The sequence below is a fragment of the Streptomyces sp. SAI-127 genome (genome assembly GCF_029894425.1).
Taxonomy (GTDB): Bacteria; Actinomycetota; Actinomycetes; order Streptomycetales; family Streptomycetaceae; genus Streptomyces.
Genome location: NZ_JARXYJ010000001.1, coordinates 3,515,274 through 3,530,244 on the forward strand (window position 1 = coordinate 3,515,274; position 14,971 = coordinate 3,530,244).

Consider the following 14,971-nt stretch of genomic DNA (forward strand, 5'->3'; position numbering starts at 1 on the left):
TCGCGCTCGACCCGGCATCAACCGATCGGTGGATGCGGCCGTACGACCCCTCGAACATGCAGGTCGTAGGTCCAACGGCCGATTCCGGTCCGGCCAAAACTCGGTGGGCGTTGTCAGTGCCGGTCCGTAGGCTCGCAGCTGATGTCCACGACACGTGCAACCACCAAGGACCGATCGGCCGCAAGGACCCTGCTGCGCCTGTGGCCGTATGTCCGGCCGGCCCGCGCGCGGCTGGTCACCGCCGCGCTCGTGGCGATCCTCGCCTCCTGTACGGGGCTGGTGATCCCCCTCGTCCTGAAGTGGATGGTGGACGGCCCGGTCGCCGACGGGGACACCGCGGGCGTATGGCTCGGCGCGCTGTACCTGCTGCTGCTCGGGTTCGCGGAGGCCCTGCTGTTCGGACTGCGGCGATGGCTGGTGGCGAGACCGCTCTCGCACGTCGAAGCGGAGATGCGGGCGGGCCTGTACCGGCACCTCCAGCGCCTCCCGGTGGCCTTCCACGACCGCTGGGCGTCCGGCCAGCTGCTGTCCCGGGCCACCACGGACCTCATGCTCCTGCGGATGTTCCTCGCCTTTCCGCTGACGTTCCTGCTGGTCAACAGTGTGACGATCACCCTCGGTGTGATCATCATGCTGCTCCAGGACTGGACGCTCGGGCTGGTGATCCTTGGTCCGGCCATCCCCGTGGTGATCACGTGCATGGTCTTCGAGAAGCGGTACCACCATGTGGCGCGGCTCGCCCAGGACCAGGTCGGCGACCTCACGACGGTCGTCGAGGAGAGCGTGCTCGGCATCCGGATCATCAAGGGCTTCGGCCGCCACCGTTCCCAGGCGCGGGCGTTCCGTGAACTGTCCGGGAAGCTGCGGGGAACCGAGCTGCGCAAGGCGGGCCTGCTGGCCACGATCTGGGGCGTCATCACCACCCTCCCCGAGGTGGCCATCGGGGCCGCGCTGGTTCTGGGCTGCGTGCAGGTGGCCGACGGGGACTTGTCGGCGGGCACGTTGGTCGCCTTCCTGTCGACGGCACTTGCGCTCAGGTGGCCGGTGGAATCCATCGGCTTCCTGCTGGCGATGACCCAGGAGGCGGCAACGGCGACGGAGCGCTATTTCGAGGTGATGAGTGAATCACCGGAGCAGGAAGACGCGCCCCGTAGGGGCGCGGGGAACGGCGCGACCAGCCCCCACAAACCCGCACCCGACGACGATGGCCTCCAGTTCCACAACGTCCGATTCCGCTACCCCGACGCCCCCGAGGACTCCACACCCGTCCTCGACCGCATCGACCTCCACATCCGCCCAGGCGAATCCATGGCCCTGGTCGGCACGACGGGCAGCGGCAAGACGACCCTCACCGCGCTCGTCCCCCGCCTCCACGAGGTGACATCCGGCCACATCACCCTGGACGGCGAGGACATCACCGCGATGCCGAGGGAAACGCTGCGCGCCCTCGTCGCGGTCGCCTTCGAGGAACCCACCCTCTTCTCGGCCAGCGTCAAGGACAACGTCCTGCTGGGCATGGAGGAACAGGAACTGGACCGCGCCCTGTCCGTCGCGCAGGCGGACTTCGCACACGCCCTCCCCCACGGCACCGACACCCAGGTCGGCGAACAGGGCCTCAGCCTCTCCGGCGGCCAGCGCCAACGCCTCGCCCTCGCCCGGGCCGTGGTCGGCAAGCCCAGGTTCCTCGTCCTCGACGACCCCCTGTCCGCGCTGGACGTGCACACCGAGGCCGCCGTGGAGGCCGCGCTGCGCGACGTCCTCGCGGAGACCACCGCGCTCATCGTGGCGCACCGCCCCTCGACCGTGCTGCTCGCCGACCGCGTCGCGCTGCTGTCCGACGGCCGTATCACGGCCGTGGGCACGCATCACGAACTCCTGCGCACGAACGCCGAGTACGCCCACCTCATGTCCGGCACCGGGGAAGCGGAGGACAACCGATGACGGCCCCCACCACCAACGCCCCCGCGGCGGACGACGAACCGGAACTCCCCCGTCACCAGGACGCGATGGACGCCTTCGACCGCGACCGGCTGCCCACTCCCCCACGCGCCACCTCCCTCCTGCTGCGCTCCCTGCTCGCCCCGATGAAAGCGCGGGTCACCCTCACCACGTTCCTGCTGCTGCTCCAGCAGGCGGCCGTGCAGGCGGGCCCGCTGCTGGTCGCGTACGCCATCGACCGCGCGGTTCCCGCGTTCCGGGACCACGACAGCGGCCCGTTGATCGCGGTCGGCGCCGGCTATCTGCTGTCCGCGCTGGCCTCCGGCGGGCTCCAGTACGCGTTCATCCTGGTCTCCGCCCGCGTCAACCAGGACGTGCTGCTCGACCTGCGCGGCCGGATCTTCCGGCACGCGCAGGCGCTGAGCATCGACTTCCACGAGCGTTACACCTCGGGCCGGCTCATCTCCCGTTCGACGACGGACGTGGAGTCGCTGCGCGAACTGCTCAATGAAGGCCTGCAGGAACTCGTCACCGTCATCCTGTCCTTCCTCTACATCTCCGCCCTGCTGCTCTGGCTGGATCTCGCCCTCGGCGCGGTCGCGGTGGCGTCCTTCGTGCCGCTGTACCTGCTCGTGCGGGGCTACCGGCGGCGCGCGGGCCGGGTGTACCGCAAGCGGTCGACCGCGATCGCCGCCGTGATCGTCAAGTTCGTCGAGACGATGAACGGCATCCGGCCGGTGCGCGCGTTCCGCCGCGAGGCCGCCAACGACGCCGACTTCGCCGTACTGAACAAGCGGCACGAGCGGGTCAACGGCGACGCGCTGCTGGAGATGGCCCGCTATGTCGTCAGTTCCCGGCTGGTCGCCAACACGGCCGTCGCGGGGATCGTGCTGTGGGGCGCCTACCGGGTCGCCCAGGACTCGCTGGAGCTGGGTGTACTGGCGGCGGCGGTGCTGTATCTGCGGCGGCTGTACGACCCGATCGACCGGCTCGGGATGTTCCTGAACTCCTACCAGTCGGCGGCGGCCTCCCTGGAGAAGATCGCGGGCCTGCTCGCCCAGACCCCGACCGTGCCCGAGCCCGTGACACCCAGGCAGCTCCCGGCCCTCGAGTCGCAGCACCCGGGCCGCGAGGTCGTCTTCGACGGCGTCCGCTTCGCCTACCGCACCGGCGGCGAGGTGCTCCCCCGCTTCGATCTGACCCTGCCCGCCGGGCAGACGGTCGCGGTGGTCGGCTCGACCGGCGCCGGGAAGTCGACGCTCGCCAAGCTCCTCGCCCGTTTCTACGACCCCTCGGACGGCCGCGTCCTCCTGGACGGCGTGGACCTTCGCGAGCTCGCCGTGCCCGAACTGCGGCGCGGGGTGGTCATGGTGACGCAGGAGGCGTTCCTGTTCTCCGGCACGGTCGCCGAGAACATCGCGATCGGCCGGCCGGACGCCACCCGCGAGGAGATCGAGCAGGCGGCGAAGGCGATCGGCGCACACGACTTCATCAGCCTGCTGCCCGACGGCTACGACACGGACGTACGCAAGCGCGGCGGCCGCATCTCGGCGGGTCAGCGCCAACTCGTGGCGTTCGCGCGGGCGCTGCTCGCCGATCCGGCGGTGCTGATCCTGGACGAGGCGACCAGCTCGCTCGACATCCCGGGCGAGCGGGCCGTGCAGCGCGCGATGGCGACGGTCCTGAAGGGCCGTACGGCCGTGGTGATCGCGCACCGGCTGTCGACCGTGGAGATCGCCGACCGGGTGCTGGTCATGGAGCACGGCAGGATCGTCGAGGACGGCACACCGGCCGAACTCGTCGCGGGCACGGGCCGGTTCGCGGACCTGCACCGGGCCTGGCGGGACAGCCTGGCGTGAATCGACAGGGGGACAGGTGATCGACGCGTACGAGGACCCCGGCACGCCCGACGTCCGGGGCGGCTGGCGGTATCTGTGGTGGCTGGTCCGCTGCCAGCCCGGGCGGTCCGCCGCCGGGGCGCTGCTGGGCAGCTCCTGGATGGTGCTGCTGGCGGCGACGCCGTATCTGATGGCGAAGGCGATCGACGAGGGCCTGGAGCCGGGCGACTGGGCGGCGCTCGCCGGCTGGTGCTTCGCCCTGTTCGCGGTCGGTTCCTTCAACGCCTGGCTGAGCATCATGCGGCACCGCACGATGACCCGGGTGCGGATGGATGCCAACTTCCGCACGGTCAAGGTGGTCGTCGGACAGGCGGTCCGCCTCGGCGCCGCCCTCTCGCGCCGGACCGGGGCCGGGGAGGTCGTCACGATCGGGGTGGGCGACGTGCAGACGATCGCCCAGGCCCTGACCGTCGTCGGCCCGGGCGTCGGCGCGTGCGTCGCCTATCTGACGGTGGCCGCCCTGCTGGTGTCGGTCTCTCCGCTCCTCGCGGCCGTGGTCCTGCTCGGCATTCCGGCGATCGTTCTCCTCGTGGGCCCCTTCCTGTCCCGCCTCCAGGGCGCCGAGACGGAGTACCGCGACCGCCAGGGTGTCCTCACCTCCCGCATCGCCGACCTCGCGGGCGGCCTGCGCGTCCTCAACGGCCTCGGCGGCAAGGGCCTGGTCGCCGACGCCTTCCACCGCGACAGCCAGCACCTACGGGCCCAGGGCTACCGGGTCGGCGCGGTCACCAGCTGGGTCCAGGCCCTCGGCGTGGGCCTGCCCACCCTGTTCCTCGCCGTGGTCACCTGGCTCGCGGCCCGCCTGGCCGCCCAAGGGGAGATCACCGTGGGCGAGTTGGTGGCGGTGTACGGCTATGTCGCCGTCCTGGTGGGTCCGGTGGCGTTCTGGGTGGAGTGCGGCTACCAGCTCAGCCGGGGCGTGGTGGCGGCGAGGAGGGTCGTACGGTTCCTGCGCCTGGAGCCCCTGGAGGACCGGGGTGCACGGGACGCCCCGGCGGAACCGTCGGTCCTGCACGACCCGGAGTCGGGGGTGAGCATCCTCCCGGGCCGCCTGACGGCACTGGCCTGCGCGAGGCCCACGGACACGGCGACGGTCCTGGACCGCCTGGCGCGCTACACCCCGTCGCAGTCGACCTGGGGCGGAGTGCCGCTGGACGAGATCCGGCTGCCCCGGATCAGAGAGCACATCCTGCTGGCGGACCACGAGGCCGACCTGTTCGCGGGCACACTGCGCGAGGTGATCATGGGAGCGGACTCCGACCCCGCAGCCGCCCTGCACGCAGCCGTGGCGGACGACATCGTCCAAGCTCTCCCCGACGGCCTCGACTCACCGATGGACGCCCAGGCCCGCAACCTCTCCGGCGGCCAGCGTCAACGCATCCGACTGGTGAGGGCCCTCCTCGCCGACCCGGAAATCCTCCTGGCCATAGAACCCACCTCCGCCCTGGACGCCCACACAGAAGCCCTCGTGGCCAAGCGGCTGCGCCAGACCAGGGAAGGCCGCACCACAGCCGTCACCACCACCTCCCCCCTCGTCCTCGACCACGCCGACACGGTCCTCTACCTGGTCGACGGCAAACTCGCGGCGACCGGCACCCACCAGCAACTCCTCACCGAGGAACCGGGATACCGCGCCCTGGTCGCCCGGGACGCGGAGGTCATGAAATGAGCAGGGGCCACCTCCCGGTCGCCGACCAGGCCGCCGTACGGCGCGCGTCCGTCCGGCTGATACGCAAGGACGCCCGCGCCTTCACCGCCGTACTCGCCCTGAACGCACTCGCCGCCCTCAGCGGTCTGGCCGGACCGTGGCTGCTCGGCCGGATCATCGACGAGGTGCGCGCCGGTGAGGGCGTGGCCGCGGTGGACCGGCTCTCGCTCGTCCTCGTGGTGTGCGCGAGCACGCAGCTGCTCCTCGCCCGCTGGGCCCGCTATGTCGGTCACCGCTTCGGCGAACGCACCCTCGCCCGCGTCCGCGAGGAGTTCGTGGAGCGCACCCTGGCCCTGCCCGCCTCCGTCGTGGAGCGCGCCGGCACCGGGGACCTCACCGCCCGGGGCACCGCGGACGTCGCGACCGTCGGCACCACCCTGCGCGACGCGGGACCCGAACTCCTCATCAACTCCGTGCAGTTCCTGTTCCTGCTGGCCGCGGTGTTCTTCCTCGACCCGCTGCTCGGTGCCGTCGGTGTGTTCGGTCTGCTGCCCATCTGGTTCGTCCTGCGCTGGTATCTGCGGCGAGCGCGGGACGGCTATCTGGCCGAGGGCGCGGCCACCTCCGACGTCGCCGAGATCCTCGCGGCCACGGCGTCCGGCGCCCGCACGGTCGAGGCGCTCCGGCTCGAGGAGCGGCGCGTCCGGGCGAGCCGGGACGCCCTCGACACGGCCCGCCGCACCCGCCTCTACACCCTCTACCTGCGCAGTGTGTTCTTCCCTGTGGTGGAGGTGGCGTACATCCTGCCCGTGGCCGGTGTGCTCCTGGTCGGCGGCATGCTGCACGCGCAGGGCGTGATGAGCCTCGGCTCGGTCGTGGCGGCCGCCCTGTATCTCCAGCAACTGGTCAACCCGCTCGACCAGATCCTGGTGCGGGTCGAGCAACTCCAGTCCAGCGGCGCCTCGTTCGCCCGCGTGGAGGGCCTCGCCGCGGCCCCGCGGGCCTCCGTCGAGAACTCCCCCACCCCCGCCGACGACCGCATCGACGTCACCGCCGTGCGCTACTCCTACGGCCGCGGCGGGGAGGTCCTGCACGGCGTCGACTTGACCGTGCGCCCCGGTGAACGCCTTGCCGTCGTGGGCCCGTCCGGCGCCGGGAAGACCACCCTGAGCAGGCTGCTCGCGGGGGTCGACGCGCCGACTTCCGGCTCGGTGACCGTCGGCGGGGTCCCCGTCGTCGGCCTCGACCCCGAGCAGCTGCGCCGCCAGGTCGTCCTGGTCACCCAGGAGCACCACGTCTTCCTGGGCACGGTCCGCGACAACCTCCTCATCGCCGAACCCGGCGCCGGGGACGAGGAGTTGTGGGCCGCCCTGACCGCCGTGGGAGCCGACGGGTGGGTGCGGGAGCTGCCCGAGGGGCTCGACACCGCGCTCGGCGAGGACGGTTGCCGTACGGACGGCTCTCAGGCGCAGCAACTCGCCCTGACCCGGGTGGTGTTGGCGGACCCGCACACCCTGATCCTCGACGAGGCGACCGCGCTCCTCGATCCCACGACCGCGCGGCACACCGAGCGCGCCCTGGCCGCCGTACTCGAAGGACGCACGGTCATCGCGATCGCGCACCGGCTGCACACGGCGCACGACGCGGACCGGGTGGCGGTGATGGAGAACGGCCTGCTGACCGAGCTCGGTACGCATGAGGAGCTGGTGGCGGCGGACGGGGCCTACGCGGCGCTGTGGGGGTCGTGGCACGGGGACCGGCCCTCGGTGTCCGACCAGGGTGGAAAGTCCGTATAGCGAACATGAACTCCCGGACAACGAACGATTTCCGGCCAAGTTCCTGACGCGCTCCTGACAGTACGGGCTTTCCGGTGCCAGGCTTCCCACGGCCGCTTCACAGCAACCTCACAGATCTCTCGCTGTGTTCTGATCCGCGGCCGTCTGCACCTCGTTCCGCGTACCGCCCGGACGGTCGACCCACCGTCCGGTCTCCCCTGGCCGCGCGATCCGCGGCCGCGCAGAAGGAGTCAGTGTTGAGAGACAGTTCCTCCCACAGACGCACCCCCCGCACCCCCCGCGCCCTGCACCGCAGGGCCGCTGCCGTGGCCCTCGTCGGTGTCTCGGCCCTGATCGCCGCGGCCGTCCAGTCGGGCGCCGCCACCGCAGCCCCGGAGAAGGCACCGTCGGCCGCGAGCAAGGTGATCCCGGGCGCCGAGTCCCTCAAGCTCACCCCCGCCCAGCGCGCCGAGCTGATCCGCGAGGCGAACGCCACCAAGGCGGACACCGCCAAGGACCTCGGCCTGGGCGCCAAGGAGAAGCTGGTCGTCCGTGACGTCGTCAAGGACGGCGACGGCACGCTCCACACCCGCTACGAGCGCACCTACGACGGCCTGCCCGTCCTCGGCGGCGACCTGGTCGTGGAGACCGCGAAGTCCGGGGCGACCGAGGCGGTCGTCAAGGCCACCCAGAAGGCCATCAGGCCCGCCACGACCACGGCCGCGCTGCCCGCCGCCAAGGCCGAGACGCAGGCCCTGAAGGCCGCGAAGGCGGCGGACGCGAAGACCCCCGACGTCAACCGCGCCCCGCGCAAGGTCATCTGGGCCGGCAACGGCACGCCAACCCTGGCGTACGAGACAGTCGTCGGCGGTCTGCAGGAGGACGGCACACCGAACGAGCTGCACGTCGTCACGGACGCGGCGACCGGCGCGAAGCTCTTCGAGTACCAGGGCATCGAGAACGGCACCGGCAACACCATGTACAGCGGCTCGGTCACCCTCGGCACCACCCAGTCCGGGTCGACGTACAACCTGACCGACGGGGCGCGCGGCGGCCACAAGACGTACAACCTCAACCGCGGCACCTCCGGCACCGGCACCCTCTTCTCGGGCCCCGACGACATCTGGGGCAACGGCAGCGCGTCCAATGCGGAGACCGCGGGCGCCGACGCGCACTACGGCGCCGCGCTCACCTGGGACTACTACAAGAACGTGCAGGGGCGTTCGGGTATCCGCGGTGACGGTGTCGGGGCGTACTCCCGGGTCCACTACGGCAACAACTACGTCAACGCGTTCTGGTCGGACAGCTGCTTCTGCATGACGTACGGCGACGGCTCGGGCAACACCCACCCGCTGACGTCGATCGACGTGGCCGGTCACGAGATGACCCACGGCGTCACGTCGAACACCGCGGGACTCAACTACTCGGGCGAGTCCGGCGGGTTGAACGAGGCGACCTCCGACATCTTCGGCACGGCCGTCGAGTTCTACGCCAACAACTCCTCCGACGTCGGTGACTACCTCATCGGTGAGGAGATCGACATCAACGGCGACGGGACGCCGCTGCGTTACATGGACAAGCCGAGCAAGGACGGCGCGTCCAAGGACAGCTGGTACTCGGGGATCGGGTCGGTGGACGTCCACTACTCGTCCGGCCCCGCGAACCACTTCTTCTACCTCCTGTCGGAGGGCAGTGGCACCAAGACCATCAACGGTGTCACCTACAACTCCGCGACGTCGGACGGCCTTCCGGTCACCGGCATCGGCCGGGACAAGGCGGAGAAGATCTGGTTCCGCGCACTGACCACGAAGTTCACGACCACGACCAACTACGCGGCCGCCCGCACCGGCACCCTCGCGGCGGCGGGTGAGCTGTACGGCACGACGAGCGCCGAGTACACGGCCGTGGCGAACGCCTGGGCGGGCGTGGCGGTCGGCTCGCGGCCCCGGCGGTGGCGGCGGTGGCGGCACCTCGTTCGAGTCGACCACCGACGTATCGATTCCGGACAACGGGGCGGCGGTCAACTCGCCGATCACCGTGTCCGGGCGCACGGGCAACGCGCCGTCGAACCTCGCGGTCGCGGTCGACATCGTGCACACCTACATCGGTGACCTCCGGGTGCAGCTGATCGCCCCGGACGGTACGGCGTACACGCTGAAGGCGTACGGCACCGGCGGCAGCACCGACAACCTCAACACCACGTACACGGTCAACGCCTCCTCCGAGGTCGCCAACGGCACCTGGCAGTTGCGGGTCCAGGACAACGCGGCCCAGGACACCGGCTACATCAACAGCTGGAAGCTCACCTTCCCGTAGGCCGGCGCGACCGACAGGCACACGGACAGGGCGCCGCCCCGGTGGTTCGACTCCCCGGGGCGGCGCCCTCTTTTTGCCATCCCATGACTGATGTCTTGTTGGGGCTTTGCCAGGTCAACCGGCTTTACATCACTGCAATGTTCACCCACTGATCGACTTTCGGCCAACATCACTTGAGGGTCATGACATGTACGCGCCTTGATGCCACGCTTCCTCACAACCGCCGCACAACTTCACAACCACCCCGGAAGGCAACCCCACGCCCTCCGGGCTCCCCCACGAAGGAGCTTGTGTGACCCCCCTCTACGCGCGTCACAAGCGCACCACTCTGGCCATCGCCACCGCTGTCGCGGCCGGAGCCCTGCTCACCACCGGTCTGACCACCGGCAGCGCCGCCGCCGTGACCCCGGCGGAGAGCGCAGGCAAGGCCGCCGCTGCGGGCACCCCGATCCAGCTGTCCGCGGCCGCGCGCACCTCGCTCATCAAGGAGCAGCAGGCCGAGGCCGGCTCCACGGCCCAGGAGATAGGCCTCGGCGCCAAGGAGAAGCTGGTCGTCAAGGACGTCGTGAAGGACGTCGACGGCACGGTCCACACCCGCTACGAGCGCACCTACGACGGTCTGCCCGTCCTCGGCGGCGACCTGGTCGTCCACGAGTCGAAGTCCGGTGCGACCGAGGGTGTCTCCAAGGCGACGAAGGCCACCATCAGAGTCGCCTCCCTGACCCCGAAGGTCACCGTCGCCAAGGCCGAGAAGCAGGCGCTGACCATCGCCAAGGCCGCGGGTTCGGACAAGACCGCGGCGGACGGCGCGCGCAAGGTGATCTGGGCCGGCTCGGGCACCCCCGTCCTCGCCTACGAGACGATCGTCGGCGGCTTCCAGGACGACGGCACCCCGAACCAGCTGCACGTCATCACCGACGCCGCCACCGGCAAGAAGCTCTTCGAGTACCAGGGCATCGAGAACGCCACCGGCACCGGCAAGAGCCTGTACTCGGGCACGGTCAGCCTGGAGACCACCCTGTCGGGGTCGACGTACCAGCTGACCGACGGCACGCGCGGCAGCCACAAGACGTACAACAAGTCCCACGGCACCAGCTCCTCCGCGGGCACGCTCTTCACGGACGCCGACAACACGTGGGGCACCGGAGCCGCCTCCAGCTCCACCACCGACCAGACGGCGGCCGTCGACGCCGCCTACGGCGCGGCGACCACCTGGGACTTCTACAAGTCCACCTTCGGCCGCAGCGGCATCAAGAACAACGGTGTCGCGGCCTACTCCCGGGTGCACTACGGCAACGCGTACGTCAACGCGTTCTGGGACGACAGCTGCTTCTGCATGACGTACGGCGACGGCGAGTCCAACACGCACCCGCTGACCTCGCTGGACGTGGCAGGCCACGAGATGAGCCACGGCGTCACCTCGAACACGGCGGGCCTGAACTACTCCGGCGAGTCCGGCGGTCTCAACGAGGCGACCTCCGACATCTTCGGCACGGGTGTGGAGTTCTACGCGGCCAACTCCAACGACGTCGGTGACTACCTCATCGGCGAGGAGATCGACATCAACGGCGACGGCAGCCCGCTGCGCTACATGGACAAGCCCAGCAAGGACGGCGGCTCGGCGGACTCCTGGTCCTCGTCGGTCGGCAACCTGGACGTCCACTACTCGTCGGGCGTGGCGAACCACTTCTTCTACCTCCTCTCGGAGGGCAGCGGCGCCAAGACGATCAACGGCGTGTCGTACAACTCGCCGACGTCCAACGGCTCCACGGTCACCGGCATCGGCCGCGCCAAGGCCCTGCAGATCTGGTACAAGGCGCTGACGACGTACTTCACGTCGACGACCAACTACAAGGCGGCACGCACGGGCACGCTCTCCGCGGCGTCCGCCCTGTACGGCTCCACCAGCACCGAGTACAAGGCGGTGGCCGCGGCCTGGTCCGCGGTCAACGTGAGCTAGTCCGCGAGAGGCCGGCTTGACGGGCGGTACCCGGAACGAAGGCATTTCCGGGTACCGCCCTACTCTTGGGTCCCATGTCCTTCACGTACGACGACGTCGGCGCGACCCGGCGGAGCGGTTTCTGCCCGCCCGGCTTCCACCCCCTGCACGTACGCACCCGCATAGGCGAGGGTCACGACGTCTTCCAGAAGGCCTCCGAGGCGGTCCTGACCTGGGAGATGCACCGCGCCCTGGGCGTGGGCATCGACGCCACCGCGGACCGCGCGGCCCCCGACGTGGACGTCACGGTCACCCTCGCGGGCGTCATCAGGGCCCCCTGCCGAGTCGTCTGGACGGTCGAGGAACACCGCCGCGCGGGCTGGGCCTACGGCACCCTCACCGGCCACCCCGAATCCGGCGAGGAGTCCTTCGTCGTCGACCGCACGGGTGACGGGACGGTGTGGCTGACGGTGTCGGCGTTCAGCCGCGCCGCCAAGTGGTACGCCCGGGCGGGGGGCCCGGCGACCCGGGGGCTGCAGCACGCGTACGCGCGGAAGTGCGGGACGGCGCTGCGGAAACTGTGCGGCGGGGAGGACGCGGGCTGAGCGGAGAGGCCCGGCCCGCGTCCCCGCGGTTCACCGCAGGAGCACCCCCGCCCCCTCCACCACCTCCTCCGAAGGCACCGCCACCAGCCCCAGCTCCGCGCCCGACACCAGCAGTCGGTGCGAGGGCAGGATGCGGACCGTGTAGCCGAAGGGTCCGGTGCGGTCCAGGGACAGCGGGCCCTCGTAGACCCACCGGCCCTCCGCGTCCGGGCCGCCGACCGACTTCAGCGGGACCGTCGCCGCGTCCGCGATGCGGTCCTCCTCGTCCACCCGGCCGGAGACCGCCTGGATCTCCACGTCGTCCGGGCCGAGGGCGCCGAGGCCCACGTGGACCCTGAGGCCGAGCGTGGTGCCGAGTTCGGCCGTGGTGGTCGCGGCCGTGGTCTCCACGTGGTCGACCGTCACGCCGTGCCACTCCCCCCGCACCCGGGACTTCCACTCCGCGAGTTCTCGCGCCACGTCCGGGGCCATCGTGCGGTGGGCCTGGGCCGCCGGGGCATACAGGCGTTCGACGTACTCGCGGACCATGCGGCCGGCCAGGACCTTCGGGCCCAGCAGGGTGAGCGTCTGGCGGACCATCTCGATCCAGCGGTCGGGGAGGCCTCCCTGTCCGTGCTCGTAGAAGCGGGGGGTCACCCGCTGTTCGAGGAGGTCGTAGAGGGCGTCGGCCTCTATGTCGTCACGGCGGTCGGGGTCGGTCCCCACGCCGTCCGCCGTCGGGATCGCCCAGCCGAAGTCGGGCTGGAACCACTCGTCCCACCAGCCGTCCAGGACGGAGAGGTTGAGGCAGCCGTTCAGCGCCGCCTTCATCCCGCTCGTGCCGCACGCCTCCAGCGGCCGCAGCGGGTTGTTGAGCCAGATGTCGCAGCCCGGGTACAGCTTCTGCGCCATCGCCATGCCGTAGTCGGGCAGGAAGACGATCCGGTGGCGGACCCGTGGGTCGTCCGCGAACCGCACCAGCTCCTGGACCAGGCGCTTGCCGCCGTCGTCCGCCGGGTGCGCCTTGCCCGCCACCACGATCTGGATCGGGCGTTCGGGGTGCAGCAACAGGTCCATCAGCCGGTCGCGGTCCCGCAGCATCAGGGTCAGCCGCTTGTACGACGGGACGCGGCGCGCGAATCCGATCGTGAGGACGTCGGGGTCCAGCACGCCGTCGATCCAGCCCAGCTCCGCCGTCCCGGCGCCGCGTTGCCGCCAGGAGGCCCGCAGCCGGTCCCGTACCTCCACCACCAGCTGCTCCCGCAGAGAGCGGCGCAGTTCCCAGACGTCCTGGTCGGGGATGTCGCCCACGGCGTCCCAGCGGTCCGAGCCGCCGACGGTCAGCGCGTCCTCGGTGCGCTGGGCGCCGATCTGCCGGGCACCGAGCCGGAACACCTCGGGCGCGACCCAGGTCGGGGCGTGCACCCCGTTGGTCACGGAGGTGATCGGCACCTCCTCGGGGTCGAATCCCGGCCAGAGTCCGGAGAACATCTCCCGGCTGACCTGCCCGTGCAGCAGCGAGACCCCGTTGGCGCGTTGGGCGAGGCGCAGGCCCATCACGGCCATGTTGAAGAGGTTGGGTTCGCCGCCGGGGTAGGTCTCCATGCCCAGGGCGAGGATCCGGCCCACGTCTATGCGCGGGAGCTCGGCGTCGGGACCGAAGTGCCGGGCGACCAGCTCCCGGTCGAAGCGGTCGATGCCGGCCGGGACGGGGGTGTGCGTGGTGAAGACGGTCCCCGCCCGGACCGCCTCCAGGCCGGCGTCGAAGTCCAGCCCCTGGTCGCAGAGTTCGGCGATCCGCTCCAGGCCGAGGAAGCCGGCGTGCCCCTCGTTGGTGTGGAAGACCTCGGGGCCGGCGTGGCCGGTCAGCCGGCAGTACGTCCGTACGGCGCGGACACCCCCTATCCCCAGCAGCATCTCCTGGAGCAGGCGGTGTTCGCTGCCGCCGCCGTAGAGCCGGTCGGTCACCCCGCGTTCGCCGAGGTCGTTCTCCTCGACGTCGGAGTCCAGCATCAGCAGGGGAACCCGGCCGACCTGGGCGAGCCAGATCCGGGCGTGCAGCTGCTTGCCGCCGGGAAGGGCCAGCGACACCTGTGCCGGGGTGCCGTCGGCCTCCCTCAGCAGCGCCACCGGCAGCTCGTTGGGGTCCAGGACCGGGTAGTGCTCCTGCTGCCAGCCGTCCCGGGACAGGGACTGGCGGAAGTAGCCGTGGCGGTACAGCAGACCGACGCCGATCAGCGGTACGCCCAGGTCACTGGCCGCTTTCAGATGGTCGCCCGCCAGGATTCCCAGGCCGCCTGAGTACTGCGGCAGGGCGGCCGTGACGCCGAACTCGGGCGAGAAGTAGGCGACGGCGGCGGGGAGTTCACCGGTGTGGGTCTGGTACCAGCGCTCCCCGGTGACGTAGTCGTGGAGATCGTCGGCGACCGCGGTGAGCCGGCGCAGGAAGCGGCGGTCCTCGGCGAGCTCGGCGAGCCGGGCGGGCCGCACGCTGCCGAGCAGCCGTACGGGATCACCGCCCGACGCGGCCCAGTGCTCCGGATCGACGGACTGGAAGAGATCACGCGTCTCCGCGTGCCAGGACCAGCGCAGATTGCGCGCCAAGTCGCTCAGCGGCCGGAGGGGCTCGGGCAGTACGGGTCGGACGGTGAATCGACGGATAGCCTTCACTTGCCACCTCAGCGCGTTCGCTGGAGGACGCACGGCGGTGTGCGTCGTCGTCTCCGACAACGGTATCGGCGTTGATGTCGCCCGTGGTGGGGGCTGCACCCCAGGACCGGTCCGAAAATCGCCGCAACCTCCCCACATCCCCCATAGCCGATATGGCCGATTCCACCCCCACAGGCGTTCTTGTCGTACTTCACACCGCACGA

General features: G+C 70.8%; 7 protein-coding genes and 1 pseudogene. 7 read left to right on the forward strand and 1 reads right to left on the reverse strand.

Annotation, left to right across the window (positions count from 1 at the left end; translation table 11 throughout):
* Positions 1-141: 141 nt before the first annotated feature.
* From M2157_RS15895 to M2157_RS15925, 7 genes and pseudogenes are all read left to right on the forward strand, one after another.
* Complete coding sequence (locus M2157_RS15895) at positions 142-1,941, forward strand: ABC transporter ATP-binding protein (RefSeq protein ID WP_280865550.1); 1,800 nt, start codon at positions 142-144, stop codon at positions 1,939-1,941.
* Entirely contained in the window at positions 1,938-3,797 is a 1,860-nt protein-coding gene (locus M2157_RS15900) for an ABC transporter ATP-binding protein (RefSeq protein WP_280862480.1), read from the forward strand. Before M2157_RS15895 ends, M2157_RS15900 begins: the two co-directional genes overlap by 4 nt.
* 16 nt (positions 3,798-3,813) lie before the next feature.
* Positions 3,814-5,505: an ABC transporter ATP-binding protein gene (locus M2157_RS15905; RefSeq protein WP_280862481.1), complete on the forward strand. Its 1,692-nt coding sequence runs from the start codon at positions 3,814-3,816 to the stop codon at positions 5,503-5,505.
* Positions 5,502-7,280, forward strand: coding sequence for an ABC transporter ATP-binding protein (locus M2157_RS15910; protein ID WP_280862482.1), 1,779 nt, complete (start codon positions 5,502-5,504; stop codon positions 7,278-7,280). Before M2157_RS15905 ends, M2157_RS15910 begins: the two co-directional genes overlap by 4 nt.
* Positions 7,281-7,516: 236 nt before the next feature.
* Positions 7,517-9,575 (forward strand): annotated as a pseudogene (locus tag M2157_RS15915) (M4 family metallopeptidase).
* A gap of 292 nt (positions 9,576-9,867) precedes the next feature.
* Positions 9,868-11,535 (forward strand): M4 family metallopeptidase, encoded by a 1,668-nt coding sequence (locus M2157_RS15920; protein ID WP_280865551.1) that lies wholly within the window; start codon positions 9,868-9,870, stop codon positions 11,533-11,535.
* Between the two features lie 74 nt (positions 11,536-11,609).
* Positions 11,610-12,119 carry a DUF1990 domain-containing protein gene (locus M2157_RS15925; RefSeq protein WP_280862485.1) on the forward strand — a complete coding sequence of 170 codons (510 nt, stop codon included), beginning with the start codon at positions 11,610-11,612 and terminating at the stop codon, positions 12,117-12,119.
* Positions 12,120-12,149: 30 nt separating this feature from the next.
* On the opposite strand, the gene M2157_RS15930 is transcribed toward M2157_RS15925, so the two are convergent.
* Entirely contained in the window at positions 12,150-14,768 is a 2,619-nt protein-coding gene (locus M2157_RS15930; protein WP_280865552.1) for a glycosyltransferase family 1 protein, read from the reverse strand.
* Positions 14,769-14,971: the final 203 nt, after the last annotated feature.